The following is a 17,558-nucleotide window of genomic DNA, read 5'->3' as shown; positions in this document are numbered from 1 at the left end:
CCTGTTCACGGGTTCGGCAAGTTCCGCATTGGGAGCTGCGCACGCAACGCCGGCCCATCGTTACCTGCGCAAGCCGCCCCGCTCCAGCAAGTCCGCGGCGGTGAAGGCTGGAAACCTTGAACGAACCCTCAGGCCACCGTCGGCGCGGAGTCGTCCACTTCCTGCCCCGCACCAGCCACCACGGCTGCTGCCAGCCGATGCACCGTGTAGCCAGCCGCATCCCAGGCGTCCAGTCCACCCAGCAACGGCCGCACATGTCGATAGCCGTGCGCCATCAGCGCCTGCGCCGCGTACGCCGCGGAGACCTCATTCGGGCAATTGCAATACACCACCAGCTCGCGATCAAACGGTATCGCGTCGACGACCTGCACGACGCCATCGACCTCGGCCAGCAGGGCATCCGGAATGAGCCGGCCGTCCAGCTGCCGCGCCAGCGCCGAACGCACGTCGATCACCACGGGCGCGCGCCCTGCCGCAATCGCGCCAGCAAGCTCTTCGACGCCGATGCGTGCCATCCGCAGCGATCGCAGCAGACGTTTGCGCCGCCACCACTTGACGGCCACGTAGGCCACAAGCAGTGCCGTGACCGCCTCGACTGCCACTGTGCCGGCGCCCGCGATGGCGTCCAGCACGCGGTCGACTTCGCCCGCGAAGACATAGCCGAGCGCGATCGCCACACCCGCCCAGAGCAGTGCACCCACGCCGTCGAGCAGCATGAAACTCCGTGGCGACAGGCCCATTGCGCCGACCAGCGGCGGTGCCAGCATCGACAGCCCCGGCACGAACTTGGCGACCAGCAGCACCTGTCCGCGCCAGCGCTGGAAATGCAGCTCCGACTGCTTCACGCAGGAATCCGGCGACAACGAGATGCGGCATAGCGTGCGCATCACCCCCGCGCCATAGCGCCGTCCTGCCAGATACCAGGCCAGGTCGCCAATCAGGCTGGCGGCCAAGGCCGCTGCCACGATACCTGCCAATGACAGGCGACCGCCTGCCGCCAGCGCCCCGGCCACGACCAGGGTGGGCACCGCCGGCACCGGCACGCCCGCCTGCGCCGCCAGCACGTTCAGGAACACCAGCAGCAGTCCGTACTGGGCGATCAGCGCAATGATTTCGTGAGCCATCGGAGCGGAACCCTGTGGCGGCAACGACCGGCCGCCGCCCCATCATTGGGCCGGCCAGCGCGGCTTGCAATCTCCCCGCGGATGCGGGTTCGCGGCGCCCTGCCTCTATAATCGAGCGACCCAGACCGCGACCACTCATGAACTCGATCCCAGCCGACGCCCCACGCCCCGCCGACTTCGCCACCGTGCGCGCACTCGCCGACGCCGACATGCGACGCATCGACGCGCTGATCCGTACACGGCTGGCTTCCGACGTGGTGCTGATCAACCAGATCGCCGAACACATCATCGCCGGCGGCGGCAAGCGGCTGCGCCCGATGCTGCACGCGCTGGCTGCGCGCGCGGCGGGTTACCACGGCGAGCAGCACGTGAAACTGGCCGCGGTCATCGAGTTCATCCACACCTCCACCCTGCTGCACGACGACGTGGTGGACGAGTCCGGCCTGCGCCGCGGCCGGCAGACGGCCAACGCGCTGTGGGGCAACGCCGCCAGTGTGCTGGTCGGCGACTTCCTGTACTCGCGCTCGTTCCAGCTGATGGTGGAGCTGGACGACATGCGCATCATGCGCATCCTGGCCGACACCACCAACACCATCGCCGAGGGCGAGGTGCTGCAGTTGCTCAACATCGGCAACGCCGACGTGGACGAGGCCGCCTACCTCGCGGTGATCGAACGCAAGACCGCCGTGCTGTTCGCCGCCGCCACCGAACTCGGCGCCCTGCTCGGCGGCCTGCCCGCGGAACAGGTTTCCGCGTTGCGCCGCTACGGCATGGAGCTGGGCTACGCCTTCCAGATCGCCGACGACCTGCTGGACTACACCAGCGACGCCGACACCCTGGGCAAGAACATCGGCGACGACCTCGCCGAGGGCAAGCCCACCCTGCCGCTGATCTACGCGCTGCAGAGCGCCACGCCGGAGCAGGTCGCCTCGCTCCGTCACGCCATCGAGCACGGCGGCCTGGATTCGCTGGACCGCATCGTTGCCGCGATCCGCGATTCCGGCGCACTGGAGCGCACCCGTGCGCGCGCCGAGGCGCATGCCAATGCCGCGCACGAAGCCCTGTCCATGCTGCCCGCATCGCCCTACCGCGATGCGCTGGCCACGCTGGCGGACTATTCGGTGCAGCGCACGTTCTGATCGCCACGATGACGACTCCTCGCGATGCGCGCCCTACCGACGCCGATGCGCCCGTTGAAACCCTGTGCCAGGGCCGCTGGCTGAGCCTGCGCAAGCGGGGACGCTGGGAATACGTTGAGCGCAACAACCCCGGCGGTGCGGCGATCGTGATCGCGGTGACGCCCGATGATCGCGTGCTGTTCGTGGAGCAGTACCGCGTGGCCATCCAGTCGCGCACCATCGAGATGCCAGCCGGCCTGGTCGGCGATCTCGCGGGGCAGGAGGACGAAGGCATCCTGCTGGCCGCGCAGCGCGAGCTGGAAGAGGAAACCGGCTGGCGTTGTTCGCACGTCGCCTTGCTGCACCAGGGACCATCCTCCGCGGGCATGAGCACCGAGATGATCGCCTATGTGCGCGCCTTCGGACTGGTGAAAGTGGGTGCAGGCGGCGGGGATGCCAGCGAGAACATCGTGGTGCACGAAGTGCCTCGGCGCGAAGCGGGTGCGTGGCTGTTTGCACGTGCAGGCGAGGGATATTCGATTGATCCCAAGTTGTTTGCGGGGTTGTGGTTGCTGGAGCATGCGTCTGCTGGCTGAGTGCTGCGCAGCGCTGGATCCTGCCTACCTCTCTCCATCGGAGGGCCTGAGTGAAGGAAGAGGCTGACGTGAACCTTGCGCTTCTGCACCTTGATTCGCCGGCGGCGGCTTTTCGATCGCATGCCGGCATCCGAGCTTCTTCTCCTTGATGGTCCGCGCCACCGCTGGAACGGTGGCGAATGGCGAAGCCGGCCCGGAAGGCGGCCGCCAGGAGTCGGTCAAGAGACGTGACCAGGAGAAAATGCCCGGTTCAATTCGCTGGCGTTGCAGGCGCGCTGTGCCGAGGCTCTTGGAACTACTCCCGTCTACGCGATGGACGGTACGTCCACATCGCGCCGTATCTGGGCCCCGAGGTCAGAGGCGATCCGTGCACGTAGCGCATGCTCGCGGGGCGATACACGAACGGCCATGGGTGGCGACACACGCTTTGAGCGAGGAGACTGAACGGGACGTGTGACAGTCAACGGGCTTTCGATTGCTCTTTCGCCAGTCTCGCGTCCAGATTGTTCCCGGCTTCGGCTGCGTAGTCGCGGCAGGCCTGGGTGTCGACCAGGGGCGTCACATCCGCCGGCGATTTGCGCCTGGCGATTTTTTCCCAGAAGCCGCTGGCGTCGGGATGCGGCGTGAGCAGGATGTCGCAGGGCAGCGCTGCGACAGTGGCAAGGGCCTGGCGGAAGCCGGCGATATAGGCTGGGTGATCGGTGAAACGGTAGTCGGGGGCGCTGATGGCACTGAGGCTGTCGGCGTAGGCAATGCGCAGGCAGCGCTGGCCTGCGCAGGAAGTCCATGTCCACGAGGTGCTGCCCGCCGTGTGTCCGGGGGTGTAGTGCGCGGTGATCGCCGCGTCGCCAAGCTGCACGGTTTCCCCGTCGCGCACCACGCGCACCCGCTGCACTGGCGGGTAATAAGGCATGGCGCCGAATTGCGGGTCGCTGCGGTCGGCACCGCCCAAGGCCAGTTCACGTGCACCGGCTGTGCTGGTCAGCACCTGTGCGCCACTGGCCGCCTGCAATGCGGCAATCCCGCCGGCATGGTCGGCATGGGGATGCGAGTTGAGTATCCACTTCACGTCGCGCACGTGGAAGCCGAGTTCGCGGATATGCGCTTCGATCACCGGCGCGGATTCCGGCAGATCGCCGTCGAACAACGCCAGTCCGTGCCCCGTGTCCACCAGCAGCGAAGTCAGTCCGTGTGGCCCCACGTACCACGTGTTGCCGTAGATGCGGAACGGCTTTTGCGGCGCGTTCCATTGGCTGTGCGGGATGTCGCCCCAAGGCTGCGCTGCATGTGCAATCGGCAGGACCAGGCCAAGCGCCAACATGGCGACGACAGGCAGTCGCAGATGCATGGGGGGATCTCCTTCAAAGCGGTTGCACAGCATCCCCGTTGCGACTGACGCGGTGCGGGCGCAACGCTGGCAATTCGGGGGCGGCGATCAGTGATGGCGTCTGCGACGGCGCCAGAGCAGTAACCCGAGACCGATCGCGGCGGCAACGAACCACGCAGCGACAGCCGGCGTGCTTCCGCCAAGCCACGGGATCGCGGCAACCGCTCCGGCCACGAACAGGCCGCCGCCGAGCGCAGCCAACGGGTCAGCGCGCCTCGCATTGCGCGACAACAGCAAGCCCACGCCCAGCGTCGCCAACAGCACCGCAAGCACGCGGCGCAACCAGGTGAGCCCGGGCTGTGCCGCCATGTCCGGGCGCATGTCGATCAACGCACTATTGCCCACGTCGACTTCGTAGCCCTTGCCGTCGGCAGCATCCAGCGCAGGCACCAGGTGATCCCCGTCGACACGGGCGATCACGGTGATCTCCTGCAACGGCGCCGCATTCCAGCTCACGCGCAGGTCGCCCAGGCGCGGATCGCCCGGCTTGATGCTGGTCACGAGTGCGCCGTCGTACAGGGAAAAAGTGGCCGCCAGGTTTTCCGGTAGCGCTTTGACGTTGGGCGCGACCGGTTCGCTGCCCGGCAGGTCCTGCACCAGTTTCGCATCCAGCATGAAACCGCCCAGTTGCACGCTTTCCGCAACGAAGCGCTTGGCGGGAATCGGAAACGCGCCCGGATTGATGTGGCCGTTCATGTGCACGAACTGGCTGGCATCCTGCGGCGTGTCCGACCAGTCCAGCTCGTAGGTCGCGTCTCCACCCAGGCGCAGCTCGCGCCACTGGAACATCTGCACGCGTCGCGTGAGCACCGGCGTGTCCGCCTGCTGGTTGAAGTCCGCGTCGAGCGGCTGCGCCACCACGTGCGGCGTGCCGCTGATGCGCACCATCCTCCCCTGCAGATCCGGCTGCGGTTCCGCGTCGCTGCCGAGATCCAGTACTTCGCCACCATGCAGCTGCAGTGCGACCCGGTAACCCGCGAGGCCGCGTTCGGTCGATGCCGCCAGCACGATGCCCATCGCCAGCAGCACCACGCCGGCCACCGCCAGCACACTGCGTGGAACCGTGTCGATGCGCATCAGGCCAGACTCCCGCGCAATTCGGCCATTTCGTCCGCGCAGCCGTAACGGCCACGCTCGTCGCGTTGCACGCGCGCGACGGCGCAGGCGTGGTCGTGGGTGAAGAAAAGCCGCATCTCACGCGCGAGCTTGTCGTCGAGGAAGCTGCGTTTCTCCTCGATCAGCTTTTCGGGATAGCGGTCGTAGCCCATGGTGATCGGCAGATGCACCCACGAGCGGCCCGGGATCAGGTCGGCGCAGAACACCACACCGCCGATCTCCGCCAGCATCAGGCCAGGCGTGTGGCCGTCCGAATAGCTGAAACGCACGGCATCGCCCAACGCCTTCGATCGCTCACCCTCCACCAGTTCCAGCCGCCCGCTGTCCACTAGCAGCTGCGCGAGTTCCGGGATGAACGAGGCGCGGTCGCGCGGGTGCGGCTTCAGCACGCGTTGCCAGTGCGCAGCACCCACCACGAAGGTGGCATTGGGAAACAGCAGGTACGGCGGCTGGCCTTCCTGCCACGCGGCGAGCAGGCCGCCGGCGTGGTCGAAATGCAGGTGCGACAGCACCACGGCATGGATGTCCTCGTGCGAGAGGCCCGCGGCAGCCAGCGAATCGAGCAACACGTGGCGGTCCTCCACCACGCCGTAGCGCTCGCGCAGCGATGGCTCGAAGAACGCGCCGATGCCGGTCTCGAACAACACGTTTCGGCCGGGCACGCCGTCCACCGTCACGCCCTTCGCCAACAGGCAGCGGCAGGCCAGCGGGATGCGGTTCTGCTCGTCCGGCGCGATCCAGCGCGACCACATCGCCTTGGGTGCGTTGCCGAACATGGCGCCGCCGTCGAGACGCTGGGAGTTGCCGAGAAGCGAGAAAAGTTCCATGAGCCAAACCTGCCGGTCGCCAGTGCTGTTCAAGACATTCCTGCAACGCCACCCCCGCGCCGTTCGCGTCGAGCTTAGCTTGCGAACGCAAGCGAAGTCGAAGCAGCCCTTCGACTTCGACGCTCCCCGCCCGCGCTCCGGGCAAACGTCGCGGCTGTTATTCCACCTTGCCCAACCCCGACGGCCGGCGCGGATCGCTGGCGGCATCGAGCGTGTTGGTCTTGTGGTCCCAGGTGACCACGTTCATGAAACCCCAGCCTTCGCGCGGCTTGAGCGTGTAGCCCATCTTCTTGAGCTGTTCGCTGGTGGCGGGATCGAACACGCCATCTTCCACGTACACCAGGTCGGGCAGGAACTGGTGGTGGAAGCGTCGGGCTGCGGTGATCTGCTGCGCGCTTTCGCCGTCGATGAAGTGCAGGATGCCTTCCAGCACCTGGGTGATGATGGTGGAGCCGCCGGGCGAACCGATCACCGCGCTGCGATCCTTGCCGACCACGATGCTTGGCGACATCGAGGACAGCATGCGCTTGCCGCCCACCGGCGCGTTGGCCTCGCTGCCGAGCAAGCCGTAGACGTTGGGCTTGTCCGGCACCAGCGCGAAATCGTCCATCTCGTCGTTGAGCAGCACGCCGGTGTCCTTGGCGACGAAGGTGGAGCCGAGGATGTAGTTCACGGTGGACGTTATCGCCACCATGTTGCCGTCCTTGTCGATGATGGAGAAATGCGTGGTGTGCATGCCCGGATCGTGCGCCGACTCGTGCGGCAGCATGGACGACGGTGTGGCCTGGTCGGGCAGGATGCTCTGGCGCAGGCCGTCGGCGTAGTAAGGCGACAGCAGCATGTCCAGCGGCATCTTCACGAAGTCGGGGTCACCGAGGTAGTCGTTGTGGTCGCGGAACGCGCGGCGCATCGCCTCGATCACGTAGTGCATGCGGTGCGCCTGGTCCATCTTCGCAAGGTCGTAGCCGCGCAGGATGTTGAGGATTTCCGCGATGGCCACGCCGCCGGAGGACGGCGGCGGCGCGGTGACGATCCGGTAGCCCCGGTAGTCGACGACGATGGGCGTGCGCTCCCTGGCGCGGTAGTTCGCCAGGTCCTGCAGCGTCCAGTCGCCGCCCGCCGCGCGCACCGCGTCCACCAGCTTCTGCGCCACTTCGCCGCGATAGAAGCCATCGGCACCCTTCTGCGCGATCGACTCCCAGGTGCGCGCCTGGTCCGGGTCGCGCCAGATCGCGCCATCGACCGGCGGCTTGCCGGCGGGCAGGAACTTTCCTGCGGAGGCGGGCCAGCGCTCGAGGTTCTTCTGCTCGTCCTTGATCGCGCCCAGCAGGCGCGAGTCAGGCTTGAAGCCGTCGCGCGCGATGCGGATGGCCGGCGCCAGCGACACGCTGAGCGGCAGTTTGCCGTAGCGCTTAGCCAGCAGGGCCAGGCCCGCGGGTTCGCCGGGAATGCCGGCGGAGAGCGGCCCCTTCAGCGCCGTGTCGCGGTTCGGCGTGCCATCGGGATTGAGGTAGTCCTTGGGATTCACCGCCATCGGCGCCGTCTCGCGCGCATCGATGAAAGCGTCGCTGTCGTCCTTGGCGATGTGCAGGGTTGCCATGAAGCCGCCGCCGATGCCCGAGCTCTCCGGCTCCACCACCGACAAGGTGGAGGCCACCGCCACCGCGGCGTCGAACGCATTGCCGCCCTTGGCCAGCACTTCGAAACCGGCATTGGTGGCGAGGAAGTTGGCGCTGGCGATGCCGGCGTGGCCGGGGCGCTGCGCCGGCTGCACACTCGCGGCAGCCGGTGCGGGTTGCGGCGTGACATCGCTGGCCGGCGCCGCCCCGCTCGCCAGCAACAAGCCGAGCAACAGGGCGCGACCGCGCAGGAAGGTATTCATGCGGCAGGCTCCTGGCCCATCAGGTGGCGGTATTTGAGTTCGAGCGCTTCGCGCGATTCGGCGTGCGCGGGGTCGACGATGATGCATTCGACCGGGCACACCTCGATGCATTGCGGTTCGTCGTGGTGACCGACGCATTCCGTGCACAGCGCAGGGTCGATCACGTAGAACTCTTCGCCCAGCGAGATCGCCTTGTTCGGGCAAACCGGTTCGCAGACGTCGCAGTTGACGCAGGTATCGAGGATCTTGAGGGACATCGTTTCATGCGGCGCGGCGCGCGGCGGAGGCGTTGCGCCTGCGCCGCGCGCCGGCCGTCGATCACATCTGCACGAAGCGGAACGTGGCGCCGGTGACCTTCACCGCGTCGGACACGCGCTGCTCGTCGGCCTTGTCGCCAACGAACAGCACGATCACATCCTTGAAAGTGCCCGGCTGGGCACTCTTGAACGCGGCCACGGCCAGATCGCCGGTGGTGGCCGACACCGGACCGACGAAGGCCAGCAGGTTGCCGGGGGTGACGCCGCGGGCGACCGTATCCTGCACGCTCTGCAACTGGCGGTCGTTCTGCGCCTTGTCGTCGTCCTTCTGGCCCGGCGTCACGTAATAGACGTAGGGCTGCTGCGCAGCCATGCCCTGCAGGTTCTTCTGGACCAGCGGGCCGAGGTAGGCCTGCCAGCCCTTGGCATCGTTGACGTCGGTGGGCTTGGTAACCGCGGCAGCCTGCTGCGTGGCCTGCTGGTCCTGATCCGAGCCTTGCGAGCAGCCGCCCAGGGCGAGGCCGGCGGTCAGCGCGATGGCGGCGATGAGAGCGAACTTACGCATGATGGTCACCTTCTTTTGTTTCTGGTTGCTTGGGGAGGCCGACGCTGCGGCCCTTGTGCCAGCGCTGACGCATGGCTTGTTGTACCGCCGGATGCACGAAACCGGAGATATCGCCGCCGAGGCGGCCGATCTCGCGCACCAGCGACGAGGAAATGAAGCTGTATTGCTCCGCCGGCGTGAGGAACAGGGTTTCCGCCTGCGGGATCAGGTGCCGGTTCATGCTGGCCAACTGGAATTCGTATTCGAAATCCGACACCGCACGCAGGCCGCGCAGGATGACGCCGGCGCCGATCTCGGCCACGAAATTGGCGAGCAGCGAATCGAAGCCGCACACCTCCACGTTGCGCAGGTCGGCCAGGGCGAGCCGCGCCAGCGCGATGCGCTCGTTGAGGCTGAAACCCGGGCCCTTGCTGGGACTCTCGGCCACCGCCACCACCACGCGGTCGAACAATGGCGCGGCACGCGCCACCAGGTCGGCATGACCGTTGGTGATCGGATCGAAAGTGCCCGGATAGACGGCCAGGCGGGGATTGCCGGAAGTTGGGTTCACGAGCCGGGAATGCTGTGGGGACTATCTCTAGCTTAACGGAAGCGCACGCCGATAGAGCGCAAAACGCACCTCGCCGGCCCGCCCTTCGCGATGCTGCAACCAGTTCCGCGGCACGGTCGGCGCCACCTCGCGCGGGGACTCCAGGTAAACCCAAGCCGATTCGGCCAGCCAGCCCCCCTGCTCCAGACCCTGCGCCAATGCGCCCCACAGATCCAGCGCGAACGGCGGGTCGAGGAAAACCAGGTCGAAAGGCCGCGCCGCGCCGCGCAGGAAGCCCTGCGCGTCCATGGCCACCACGTCGCCACCGGCGGCCTTGAGCCGTGCCAGATTGCCGCGCAACGCCCGCGACGCCTGCACCTCCGGTTCGACGAAGCAGGCACTGGTCGCGCCGCGCGACAGCGCCTCCATGCCCAATGCACCTGTGCCGGCGCACAGATCCAGCACCCGCGCGCCTCCGATCGTCGGCGCCAGCCAGTTGAACAGCGTCTCGCGCACCCGCTCCGGGGTAGGCCGCAGGCCTGGCAGCTCGGGCACGTCCAATCGCGAATTGCGCAGGCTGCCGCCAATGATGCGGATGCGGCCGCTCATGCGGCCTGCCTTGGAGCCTGCTCATGATCGCCCCATGGCCCGCGTCGAGGACTGCTTGCGCGCAGGCCAAGGAAGATAGAGGGAGCGCACGTCCGTCCACGATCGAGTGATGACGCGAGCATGCGGGCCAGTGGATCCGACCCTGCGAGTTGCCTTGCCGTGGCCACCCCGCAACGGCGCCCAGCTTGACCCGACACCCTGGCGGGCGCTGCGCCACGCACCAGCACCTTGCGACCACGGCAAGGCAACCCTGGCCATGGGGTCGTGAACAGGCTCTTAGGCTCAGCGGCCGGTACGGATCGGGGTGTTAGCATGCCGCCCATTGTCTTTGAATCGCCCCGCAATGCTCAATTTCTGGAAGAAGAAACCTGCCGAGACGCCGCCCACGGACGCAACCGAAGCGCCTGTGACGGATACATCGGAAGCCGTCGCGCCGGTCGAGGCACCCGTCGAAACCACCGCCGGCGAGCCGGCCGAAAGCGCCCTGGCCAGGCGCAGCTGGCGAGATCGCCTCGCCGGCAGCGCGCTGGGTCGTGGCCTGGGTTCGCTGTTCAGCCGCAACCCCAAGCTCGACGACGACCTGCTCGACGAACTGGAAACCACCCTGATCACCGCCGACGTGGGCGTGGAAGCCAGCACCGCGCTGGTGGAAGACCTGCGCAAGCGCATGCACAAGCGCGAGTTCACCGATGCCGCAGCACTGCGCAACGCGCTGCGCGAGGCACTGGTGGCCCTGCTCAAGCCGGTGCAGCAGCCGCTGGACCCCTCCGGCCACAAACCCTTCGTAGTGCTCACCGTGGGCATCAACGGCGTAGGCAAGACCACCACCATCGGCAAACTCGCGCGCAAGTGGCGCGACGAGGGACGCAACGTGCTGCTGGCCGCAGGCGACACCTTCCGCGCCGCCGCCGTGGAACAACTCAAGACCTGGGGCGAACGCAACGCCGTGCCGGTGATCTCGCAGGGCCAGGACGCCGACGCCGCCAGCGTGATCTTCGACGCGTTGCAGGCCGCGCGCTCGCGCGGCGCCGACGTGCTGGTGGCCGACACCGCAGGCCGACTGCATACCCAGGGCGGCCTGATGGACGAACTGGGCAAGATCGCCCGCGTGCTGAAGAAGCTCGATCCCGCGGCGCCGCACGAGGTGCTGATGGTGATCGACGGCACCACCGGCCAGAACGCGGTGAACCAGGTGCGCCAGTTCCGCCAGATCGTGGGCGTCACCGGCCTCGTGGTCACCAAGCTCGACGGCACCGCCAAGGGCGGCGTGGTGTTCGCGCTGGCGCGCGAGTTCGGCCTGCCGATCCGCTTCGTCGGCCTGGGCGAAACCGCCACCGATCTGCGCACCTTCGACGCCGCCGCCTTTGTCGACGGCCTGCTGCCGGCGGCCCACGGCTGATGCGGAGCTGACATGACGCGTGGAGTGCGACGCCTGCTGATGGCTGCGAGCGCGCTGGTGCTCGCCGTGCTGTTGGGCATGGCGGGCTCGGTCTACCTGCTGCTGCAGCCCGACCGCTTCACCGCGATGTTGCAAGGCCAGGCGCGGCAGGCCGGCCTGGTGCTCAACCTGGGCAGCCCCGCCAGCCCCACGCTGCTCCCGCGCCCGGCGCTGGATCTGCGCGGGATCACGCTCAACGCCAAAGGTGAGGAAAACCCCATCCTGCTGGCATCCAGCGGGCGGCTGGTGTTGCCGTGGAGCACCCTGCTTGGCGGCCCCGTCGCCATCACGCAGATGGAAATCGACGCGCCGCGCGTCGACCTGGACGCCTTGCAGAGCTGGCTCGCCGCACAGCCATCGCAACCGGCGAACGCCGTGCCCATGATCCCGCGCATCGACACCGGCATCAGCATCGAGCACGGCAGCCTGGTGCACGGTGACCAGTTGCTGCTCAGCAACGTCAGGTTGACCGCGGGCACGCTGGCGCCCGATCGCCGGTTCCCGCTGGCCATATCGGCTACCACCGCCGCAGGCGCACCATTGCAGGCACTACTGACCACCACGCCACGCATGCACGGCGCCGCGCTGCAACTCGACGACATCCAACTGCACCTGTCGCAGGGCAACGGCACCGCGCTCGTGCTGCACGGCAACGCCCGCTGGCACGGCGGGGCGAACGCGGACGCACAACTCGACGGCAAGCTCGACCGAGCGGGTGCCGGCAACTACGACATCGCACTCACGCTCACTCCCGCCGATCAGACCAATCCGCTGCTGCTGCACCTGAAGCTGGACGGTCCGGGCAACCATGCCGACATGAGCATGCCGCCGCTGGCGCTGGTGCATTGGTGGAGCGCACTGGACGCATCGGGCGCCCCGCAAACAGCATCGCAGCCCGAATTGCCGCCCGGCAACGGCACCTTGCAGATGGCGAAGCTGCAGGTCGGCAGCCTCGCCATCACCGGCCTCAGCGTGCAGGCCGGCGACGCCGCGCCAGCCGCAGCCAGCAGTGCGGCAAGCAAGCCGGGCAGCGGTGGCAGGTCGAAGTGAAGCCGTTCGCCAACGCGTTGCTGGCCTGGTTCGACGACCATGGCCGCCACGACCTGCCCTGGCAACACCCGCGCGACGCCTACCGCGTATGGCTGTCGGAAACCATGCTGCAACAGACGCAGGTTGCCACCGTGGTCGGCTACTTCGAACGCTTCGTCGAAGCGTTGCCAACCCTGCGCGAACTCGCCGCCGCGCCCGAAGACCAGGTGCTAGCGCTGTGGTCCGGACTCGGCTACTACCGCCGTGCGCGCTTCCTGCATCGCGCCGCACAACTATGCGTCGAGCGCCACGATGGCCAACTGCCGCGCGACTTCGACGCACTGGTCGCGCTGCCCGGCATCGGTCGATCCACCGGAGGCGCCATCCTCGCGCAGGCGCACGGGTTGCGCTTCCCCATTCTGGACGGCAACGTCAAGCGCGTGCTGACGCGTTACCACGGCATCCACGGCCATCCCGGCGAGAGTGCGGTGGAAAAATCGCTCTGGCAGCGCGCCGACGCACACACGCCGACCATGCGCGTGGCCGACTACACGCAAGCGATCATGGACCTGGGCGCCACCGTGTGCACACGCACCAAGCCACGTTGCGGAACCTGCCCGCTGGCCGATAGTTGCATCGCCTTGCGCGACGGCCTCGTCACGCTGCTGCCGTCACCGAAGCCGGCGAAAACCACGCCTACTCGGGAAACCGTGATGCTGGTCCTGCGCGACGCGCGCGGCCGGGTGCTGCTGGAACGACGCGGCCCGCAAGGCGTATGGCCGGGCTTGTGGAGCCTGCCCGAAGCCGCGGACGTCGATGCCGCCTGGCGTAGCGCGCGGCAATGCGCACGCATCGACGACGCGCAGGCGTTACCTCCGTTCACCCATATGTTCAGCCATTACAAGTTGCGCATCGAACCGCTGCTGTTCGACGGTGCGACGCCGACGCGCAGCATCGCGGATAATGCCGCACCTACCCCCGAATCACGCTGGTGCGACACCAGCGAACTGGTCGCGCTCGGCCTGCCCGCACCCGTGCGCAAGCTGCTGCAGAACCTCGAAGGACACCTCGCATGAGCCGTACCGTTCACTGCGCCAAGCTCGGCATCGACGCCGAAGGCCTGGCCTTCGCCCCTTGGCCCGGTCCGTTGGGTCAGCGCATCTACGCCGAAATATCCAAGCCCGCCTGGCAGCAGTGGCTGGCGCACCAGACCATGCTGATCAACGAAAACCGGCTCAACCCGCTCGACCCGGGCACGCGCAAGTACCTCGCGGAACAGATGGAGAAATTCCTGTTCGGTGGGGATGTCGACCTGGCCGCCGGCTACACAGCGCCTGACGCGGAACATTGACGCCGGATCGAGCAGGCCGGCGTGGCCCGCAATAGACGGGCGACACAGCGTCGCCTTGCGCACCCCGCTCGATATACTTTCCCAACAACTTGATCAGCAGTGCAGGATGTACTGGGCCAATACATTCCCTTGACAACCCTGGCACCCGCCGCTTTAATACGCGGCTTGCCGAAATACCCTGGCCGGGTAGCTCAGTTGGTAGAGCAGGGGATTGAAAATCCCCGTGTCGGCGGTTCGATTCCGTCCCCGGCCACCATGTTCGAACGGCCCGCAGCGATGCGGGCCGTTTTTATTTGCGCTACTGTCGCTACTGGCCGGCTTTCGCAAACGCAGTCCGGCGAATCCATAAAGGGTTCGAGCATCCGCAAGTCAGAGTGGACGGTGTGGCAGAGCAGTCGGCAGGACAAATCAAATCCACGCAGGAATCGAGGCATGTCGCGCGGACGACGCTGTCGGAGCGCGTCCATCGCTTCCGCATGCTGGGCATGGGCGTAGCCGCACTGCCGATCGCGGCGGTGCTGCATGAAAACGGCTGGACGCCCTGGCTGCTGGCCCTGGTCGTGTTCACCTGCCTGCTCTGGCCGCAACTGGCCTGGTGGCTGGCCAAACGCAGCGCCACGCCGTTCCAGGCCGAGCAGCGCAATCTGATGATCGATTCGCTGCTCGCAGGCTTATGGGTGCCGTTGATGCACTTCAACCTGCTGCCGGCCGTGCTGCTGCCCACCGTGGCCACAGCCGACAAGATCAATACCGGCATTCGCGGCCTGTGGCTGCGTTCGCTGCCGGTCATGCTGATCGGCGTATTGGGCGGCGGCCTGCTGACCGGTTTCGCCGTCGTGCCGCGAACCAGCATGCTGGTGATGCTCGCCTGCCTGCCACTGCTGGTCGTGCATACCTTGGCAGTCAGTCTGGGCACCTTCCACCTGGTACGCACGGTGCAGGGGCGCAACCGGCAATTGGCCGAACTGAGCCGGCAGGATCCGTTGACCGGCCTCGCTAATCGCCGGTACTGGCGCGAGGAGAGCGCCCGGTTGCTGGCCGAACGCAGTACAGAGGGACTGCCCAGTACACTGCTGATGATCGACGTCGACAAACTCAAGGCGATCAATGACAAATACGGCCATGGCGCAGGCGACGACGCGCTGTGCCGGCTGGCCACGCTGATCCGCGAGCATGCTGGGCCGGAGACGCTGGCCGGCCGGCTGGGCGGCGACGAATTCTGCGTCATGCTGCCTTGTGGAAAGTCAGACGCCGAGACCATAGCCGAGCGACTGCGCGAGGCCATGGCCAGCGCACGCTGGCCGCTGCGCCCGGGCCTGCATTGCACGATCAGCATGGGCCTGACCGAGACCGGCGCGGTCGAGGGCACGCTGCACGGCTGGAGCGAAGCCGCCGACCGTGCCATGTATCGGGCCAAGCATTCCGGCCGCAACCGTATCGCCAGCGACAAGTCGAACGCTTCCTGACTGTCACTGCGCTGCCATCGACGAATCATCGGCGCGCCACGCTCGTAGACGAGACTTTCGCGCACCGCCCCGCGAGTACCGCAGCCGTGCCAGCGCAGTACGTCACCCCTTCGAAGTTCGGTTTGTTCCGCATCGTGCGACACGGGCGGCGCTGGCGCACTCTGCTGGAAGGTTGCGAGCTGGCGCGCCACGAGGACGCGATCGCCGCGCTGGCGTATCTGCAATCCAGTTGCCCGCGCGCACGATTGCCGGTTGTGTTGGATGAATGGCGTTATCTAGCCGGGCCGCCGCCCCGACTGGCGCAGGCCAGCAGCAACGACGAAGACTGGTTGCTGACGGGCTGACCCGGAGCCCGCTCAAAGCCATCTTTCCAACTGGCGACGAAGATGCTCCGCGTTATCGCGGTCCATGCCGCGACTTCAGCCGCCTGCCGTTACCGCGGCTCCCTTTCTTTGCCGACCATGCCATCGCGGTGGCGAAGGTCCAGACAGACAGGGTGGGCCTCGCGTACATGTTGAACGGGCTATCAAGCGGTAGCTGCTGCCATCCCATCGGCTGAGAGCCGATCGAGCATGCCGCGTGCGATCTCCCGCTCGCCGGACACCACCAGGCTCGCGCCCTGCCCGCGCAAATGCGCGACCCCGGCACCGGAACCCGCACGTGCGCAAATCGTCAGCCCCGGATTGATCTGACGCGCCACGCGCACGATCTCGCCCGCCTCGAACACGTCCGGCACGGTCACCAGCAACGCCTTCGCCGCACCGAGGTTGGCAGCAGCCAGCGCGTCATCCCGCGAAGCCTGGCCGGAGATCGTTCGGATGCCTTGCGAGCGCAGATCTTCGACGCGATCGTGCTCCATTTCCATCGCCAGCAGCGGGACGCCATCCGCACGCAATGCGTCGCACAACAGACGCCCTACCCGACCGTAACCCGCCACCACGACATGGCCGGACAGATCGTCGTCGTGCACCGGTTCGTCGGGCGGCGCCGCCGCCGTGGCAGCATGCGTTGCTTCGCGCGCATCCAGCCAGGGCTTCGCGTGATCGAGCAGCTTGAACAGCAAGGGGTTGAGCAGGATGGACACGATGGCTGCCGCCAGCAGCACGTCCTGCGCTTCCTTCGACACCATGTGCTGGGCCACGCCCACGCCGATCAAGATAAAGGAGAACTCGCCGATCTGCGCCAGGCTCACCGCGATGGTGAGCGCGGTGCGCAGCGGCCGCCGCGAGACCAGCACGATGAGCAGCGCCGCCAGCGACTTGCCCAGCACGATGATCGCCAGCGCGGCCAATACCACCAGCGGCTCGGCCAGCAGCACGTGATAATTGAACAGCATTCCGACGGAAACGAAGAACAGCACCGCAAAGGCATCGCGCAGCGGCAGCGTTTCCTCGGCTGCGTCGTGCGCCAGCTTGGACTCGCCCATCATCATGCCGGCGAAGAACGCGCCCAGTTCGAACGACACGCCGAACAGGCCGGCGACACCGAATGCCACGCCCAGCGCGATCGCCAGCACCGCAAGCCGGAACAGCTCGCGCGAACCGCTGACCGCCACCCGCGCGAGCAGCCATGGGATCAACCGCGCGCCCACCACCAGCATCAGCGCCACGAACAGGATCACCTTACCGATGGCGATGCCCACCGTGCCGGCCAGCGCGCCCACCGAAACGCCCTGCCCGGCCGCCAGCGCACCGCCCACCGCAGGCACCAGCACCAGTGCCAGCACCATCGCGAGATCTTCGACGATCAGCCAACCCACCGCGATGCGGCCACGCTCCGTCTCCAGCAGCCGGCGCTCCTCCATCGCACGCAGCAACACCACGGTACTGGCCACCGACAACGCCAGGCCGAACACGAAGCCCTGGGCGAACGGCCAACTCAGCGCCATGCCAAGCAGCACGCCCAGCACGGTAGCCACCGCCATCTGGATCAGCGCGCCGGGAATGGCGAGCGACTTCACCGACAGCAAGTCCTTCAGCGAGAAGTGCAGTCCCACGCCGAACATCAGCAGCACCACGCCGACCTCGGCCAGCTCGTGCGCGATATGCCCGTCCGCCACGTAGCCCGGCGTGAACGGTCCCACCACCACGCCGGCCAGCAGGTACCCGGCCAAGGCAGGCAATTTCAACCGGTGCGCCAGTGCGGCGAACACGAAAGCCAGCACGATGCCGCTGACCAGGGTGGCGATGAGCGGTGCTTCTTGCATGACGGCTCCTGGGTTCCGCGCATGGCGTACGGCATCCGTTGTAAGCACATCCGGTGAC

The 17,558-nt window shown here is 67.3% G+C and carries 18 protein-coding genes and 1 tRNA gene; 9 read left to right on the top strand and 10 right to left on the bottom strand.

What is annotated here, in order from left to right:
- Positions 1–128 precede the first annotated feature (128 nt).
- Positions 129–1,112: a VTT domain-containing protein gene (locus IHE49_RS16305; protein ID WP_192159896.1), complete on the bottom strand. Its 984-nt coding sequence runs from the start codon at positions 1,110–1,112 to the stop codon at positions 129–131.
- A 149-nt stretch (positions 1,113–1,261) separates the two neighbouring features.
- Here IHE49_RS16305 and IHE49_RS16300 point away from each other — a divergent pair, with 149 nt between their 5' ends.
- Both IHE49_RS16300 and IHE49_RS16295 read left to right on the top strand, forming a co-directional pair.
- Positions 1,262–2,263 carry a polyprenyl synthetase family protein gene (locus IHE49_RS16300; RefSeq protein WP_192159847.1) on the top strand — a complete coding sequence of 334 codons (1,002 nt, stop codon included), beginning with the start codon at positions 1,262–1,264 and terminating at the stop codon, positions 2,261–2,263.
- 8 nt (positions 2,264–2,271) lie between these two features.
- Positions 2,272–2,838, top strand: a complete 567-nt coding sequence (locus tag IHE49_RS16295) for an NUDIX hydrolase (RefSeq protein ID WP_192159845.1) — start codon at positions 2,272–2,274, stop codon at positions 2,836–2,838.
- A 460-nt stretch (positions 2,839–3,298) separates the two neighbouring features.
- Here IHE49_RS16295 and bla read toward each other — a convergent pair whose 3' ends face one another.
- The 8 genes from bla to rsmD form a co-directional block, all read right to left on the bottom strand.
- Complete coding sequence (gene bla, locus IHE49_RS16290; RefSeq protein WP_192159843.1) at positions 3,299–4,186, bottom strand: subclass B3 metallo-beta-lactamase; 888 nt, start codon at positions 4,184–4,186, stop codon at positions 3,299–3,301.
- A gap of 87 nt (positions 4,187–4,273) precedes the next feature.
- The gene (locus IHE49_RS16285; protein ID WP_192159841.1) at positions 4,274–5,302 is read right to left on the bottom strand and encodes a TMEM43 family protein; all 1,029 of its coding nucleotides are present in this window, start codon (positions 5,300–5,302) and stop codon (positions 4,274–4,276) included.
- Complete coding sequence (locus IHE49_RS16280; protein WP_192159839.1) at positions 5,302–6,168, bottom strand: MBL fold metallo-hydrolase; 867 nt, start codon at positions 6,166–6,168, stop codon at positions 5,302–5,304. Before IHE49_RS16280 ends, IHE49_RS16285 begins: the two co-directional genes overlap by 1 nt.
- Positions 6,169–6,325: 157 nt before the next feature.
- On the bottom strand, positions 6,326–8,050 hold the full coding sequence (ggt, locus tag IHE49_RS16275) for a gamma-glutamyltransferase (protein WP_192159837.1): 1,725 nt from the start codon (positions 8,048–8,050) through the stop codon (positions 6,326–6,328).
- Entirely contained in the window at positions 8,047–8,307 is a 261-nt protein-coding gene (locus tag IHE49_RS16270) for a YfhL family 4Fe-4S dicluster ferredoxin (protein ID WP_192159835.1), read from the bottom strand. The genes ggt and IHE49_RS16270 overlap by 4 nt, the downstream gene beginning before the upstream one ends.
- Before the next feature lie 61 nt (positions 8,308–8,368).
- Positions 8,369–8,872: a hypothetical protein gene (locus IHE49_RS16265; protein ID WP_192159833.1), complete on the bottom strand. Its 504-nt coding sequence runs from the start codon at positions 8,870–8,872 to the stop codon at positions 8,369–8,371.
- Positions 8,865–9,422: a pantetheine-phosphate adenylyltransferase gene (gene coaD, locus IHE49_RS16260; protein WP_192159832.1), complete on the bottom strand. Its 558-nt coding sequence runs from the start codon at positions 9,420–9,422 to the stop codon at positions 8,865–8,867. Before coaD ends, IHE49_RS16265 begins: the two co-directional genes overlap by 8 nt.
- A 27-nt stretch (positions 9,423–9,449) precedes the next feature.
- A complete protein-coding gene (rsmD, locus tag IHE49_RS16255; protein ID WP_192159830.1) occupies positions 9,450–10,010 on the bottom strand; it encodes a 16S rRNA (guanine(966)-N(2))-methyltransferase RsmD in 561 nt (186 codons plus the stop codon).
- A 343-nt stretch (positions 10,011–10,353) separates the two neighbouring features.
- On the opposite strand from rsmD, the gene ftsY reads away from it, so the two are divergent.
- From ftsY to IHE49_RS16220, 7 genes are all read left to right on the top strand, one after another.
- A complete protein-coding gene (gene ftsY, locus IHE49_RS16250; protein WP_192159828.1) occupies positions 10,354–11,409 on the top strand; it encodes a signal recognition particle-docking protein FtsY in 1,056 nt (351 codons plus the stop codon).
- A gap of 12 nt (positions 11,410–11,421) precedes the next feature.
- Complete coding sequence (locus tag IHE49_RS16245; RefSeq protein ID WP_192159826.1) at positions 11,422–12,498, top strand: membrane assembly protein AsmA; 1,077 nt, start codon at positions 11,422–11,424, stop codon at positions 12,496–12,498.
- Positions 12,495–13,553 carry an A/G-specific adenine glycosylase gene (gene mutY / locus IHE49_RS16240; protein WP_192159824.1) on the top strand — a complete coding sequence of 353 codons (1,059 nt, stop codon included), beginning with the start codon at positions 12,495–12,497 and terminating at the stop codon, positions 13,551–13,553. The genes IHE49_RS16245 and mutY overlap by 4 nt, the downstream gene beginning before the upstream one ends.
- Positions 13,550–13,828 (top strand): oxidative damage protection protein, encoded by a 279-nt coding sequence (locus IHE49_RS16235; RefSeq protein ID WP_192159822.1) that lies wholly within the window; start codon positions 13,550–13,552, stop codon positions 13,826–13,828. Before mutY ends, IHE49_RS16235 begins: the two co-directional genes overlap by 4 nt.
- Before the next feature lie 180 nt (positions 13,829–14,008).
- Positions 14,009–14,084, top strand: a tRNA-Phe gene (locus IHE49_RS16230).
- A 118-nt stretch (positions 14,085–14,202) separates the two neighbouring features.
- Positions 14,203–15,294: a diguanylate cyclase gene (locus IHE49_RS16225; RefSeq protein WP_343227591.1), complete on the top strand. Its 1,092-nt coding sequence runs from the start codon at positions 14,203–14,205 to the stop codon at positions 15,292–15,294.
- A gap of 86 nt (positions 15,295–15,380) precedes the next feature.
- Positions 15,381–15,638, top strand: coding sequence for a hypothetical protein (locus tag IHE49_RS16220; protein WP_192159811.1), 258 nt, complete (start codon positions 15,381–15,383; stop codon positions 15,636–15,638).
- Between the two features lie 182 nt (positions 15,639–15,820).
- Here IHE49_RS16220 and ybaL read toward each other — a convergent pair whose 3' ends face one another.
- Positions 15,821–17,500 (bottom strand): YbaL family putative K(+) efflux transporter, encoded by a 1,680-nt coding sequence (gene ybaL, locus IHE49_RS16215; protein ID WP_192159809.1) that lies wholly within the window; start codon positions 17,498–17,500, stop codon positions 15,821–15,823.
- Positions 17,501–17,558: the final 58 nt, after the last annotated feature.

Origin of the sequence: Rhodanobacter sp. 7MK24 (assembly GCF_014842995.1) — a bacterium.
Classification (GTDB): Bacteria; Pseudomonadota; Gammaproteobacteria; order Xanthomonadales; family Rhodanobacteraceae; genus Rhodanobacter_A.
This window is presented reverse-complemented; position numbering and strand designations above follow the sequence as displayed.

Bases quoted from the DNA above. Each gene is read 5' to 3' on its own strand.
- IHE49_RS16300 (WP_192159847.1), top strand. From the start codon at position 1,262: ATGAACTCGATCCCAGCCGACGCCCCACGCCCCGCCGACTTCGCCACC.
- IHE49_RS16295 (WP_192159845.1), top strand. From the start codon at position 2,272: ATGACGACTCCTCGCGATGCGCGCCCTACCGACGCCGATGCGCCCGTT.
- bla (WP_192159843.1), bottom strand. From the start codon at position 4,186: ATGCATCTGCGACTGCCTGTCGTCGCCATGTTGGCGCTTGGCCTGGTC.
- IHE49_RS16285 (WP_192159841.1), bottom strand. From the start codon at position 5,302: ATGCGCATCGACACGGTTCCACGCAGTGTGCTGGCGGTGGCCGGCGTG.
- IHE49_RS16280 (WP_192159839.1), bottom strand. From the start codon at position 6,168: ATGGAACTTTTCTCGCTTCTCGGCAACTCCCAGCGTCTCGACGGCGGC.
- ggt (WP_192159837.1), bottom strand. From the start codon at position 8,050: ATGAATACCTTCCTGCGCGGTCGCGCCCTGTTGCTCGGCTTGTTGCTG.
- IHE49_RS16270 (WP_192159835.1), bottom strand. From the start codon at position 8,307: ATGTCCCTCAAGATCCTCGATACCTGCGTCAACTGCGACGTCTGCGAA.
- IHE49_RS16265 (WP_192159833.1), bottom strand. From the start codon at position 8,872: ATGCGTAAGTTCGCTCTCATCGCCGCCATCGCGCTGACCGCCGGCCTC.
- rsmD (WP_192159830.1), bottom strand. From the start codon at position 10,010: ATGAGCGGCCGCATCCGCATCATTGGCGGCAGCCTGCGCAATTCGCGA.
- ftsY (WP_192159828.1), top strand. From the start codon at position 10,354: ATGCTCAATTTCTGGAAGAAGAAACCTGCCGAGACGCCGCCCACGGAC.
- IHE49_RS16245 (WP_192159826.1), top strand. From the start codon at position 11,422: ATGACGCGTGGAGTGCGACGCCTGCTGATGGCTGCGAGCGCGCTGGTG.
- IHE49_RS16235 (WP_192159822.1), top strand. From the start codon at position 13,550: ATGAGCCGTACCGTTCACTGCGCCAAGCTCGGCATCGACGCCGAAGGC.
- ybaL (WP_192159809.1), bottom strand. From the start codon at position 17,500: ATGCAAGAAGCACCGCTCATCGCCACCCTGGTCAGCGGCATCGTGCTG.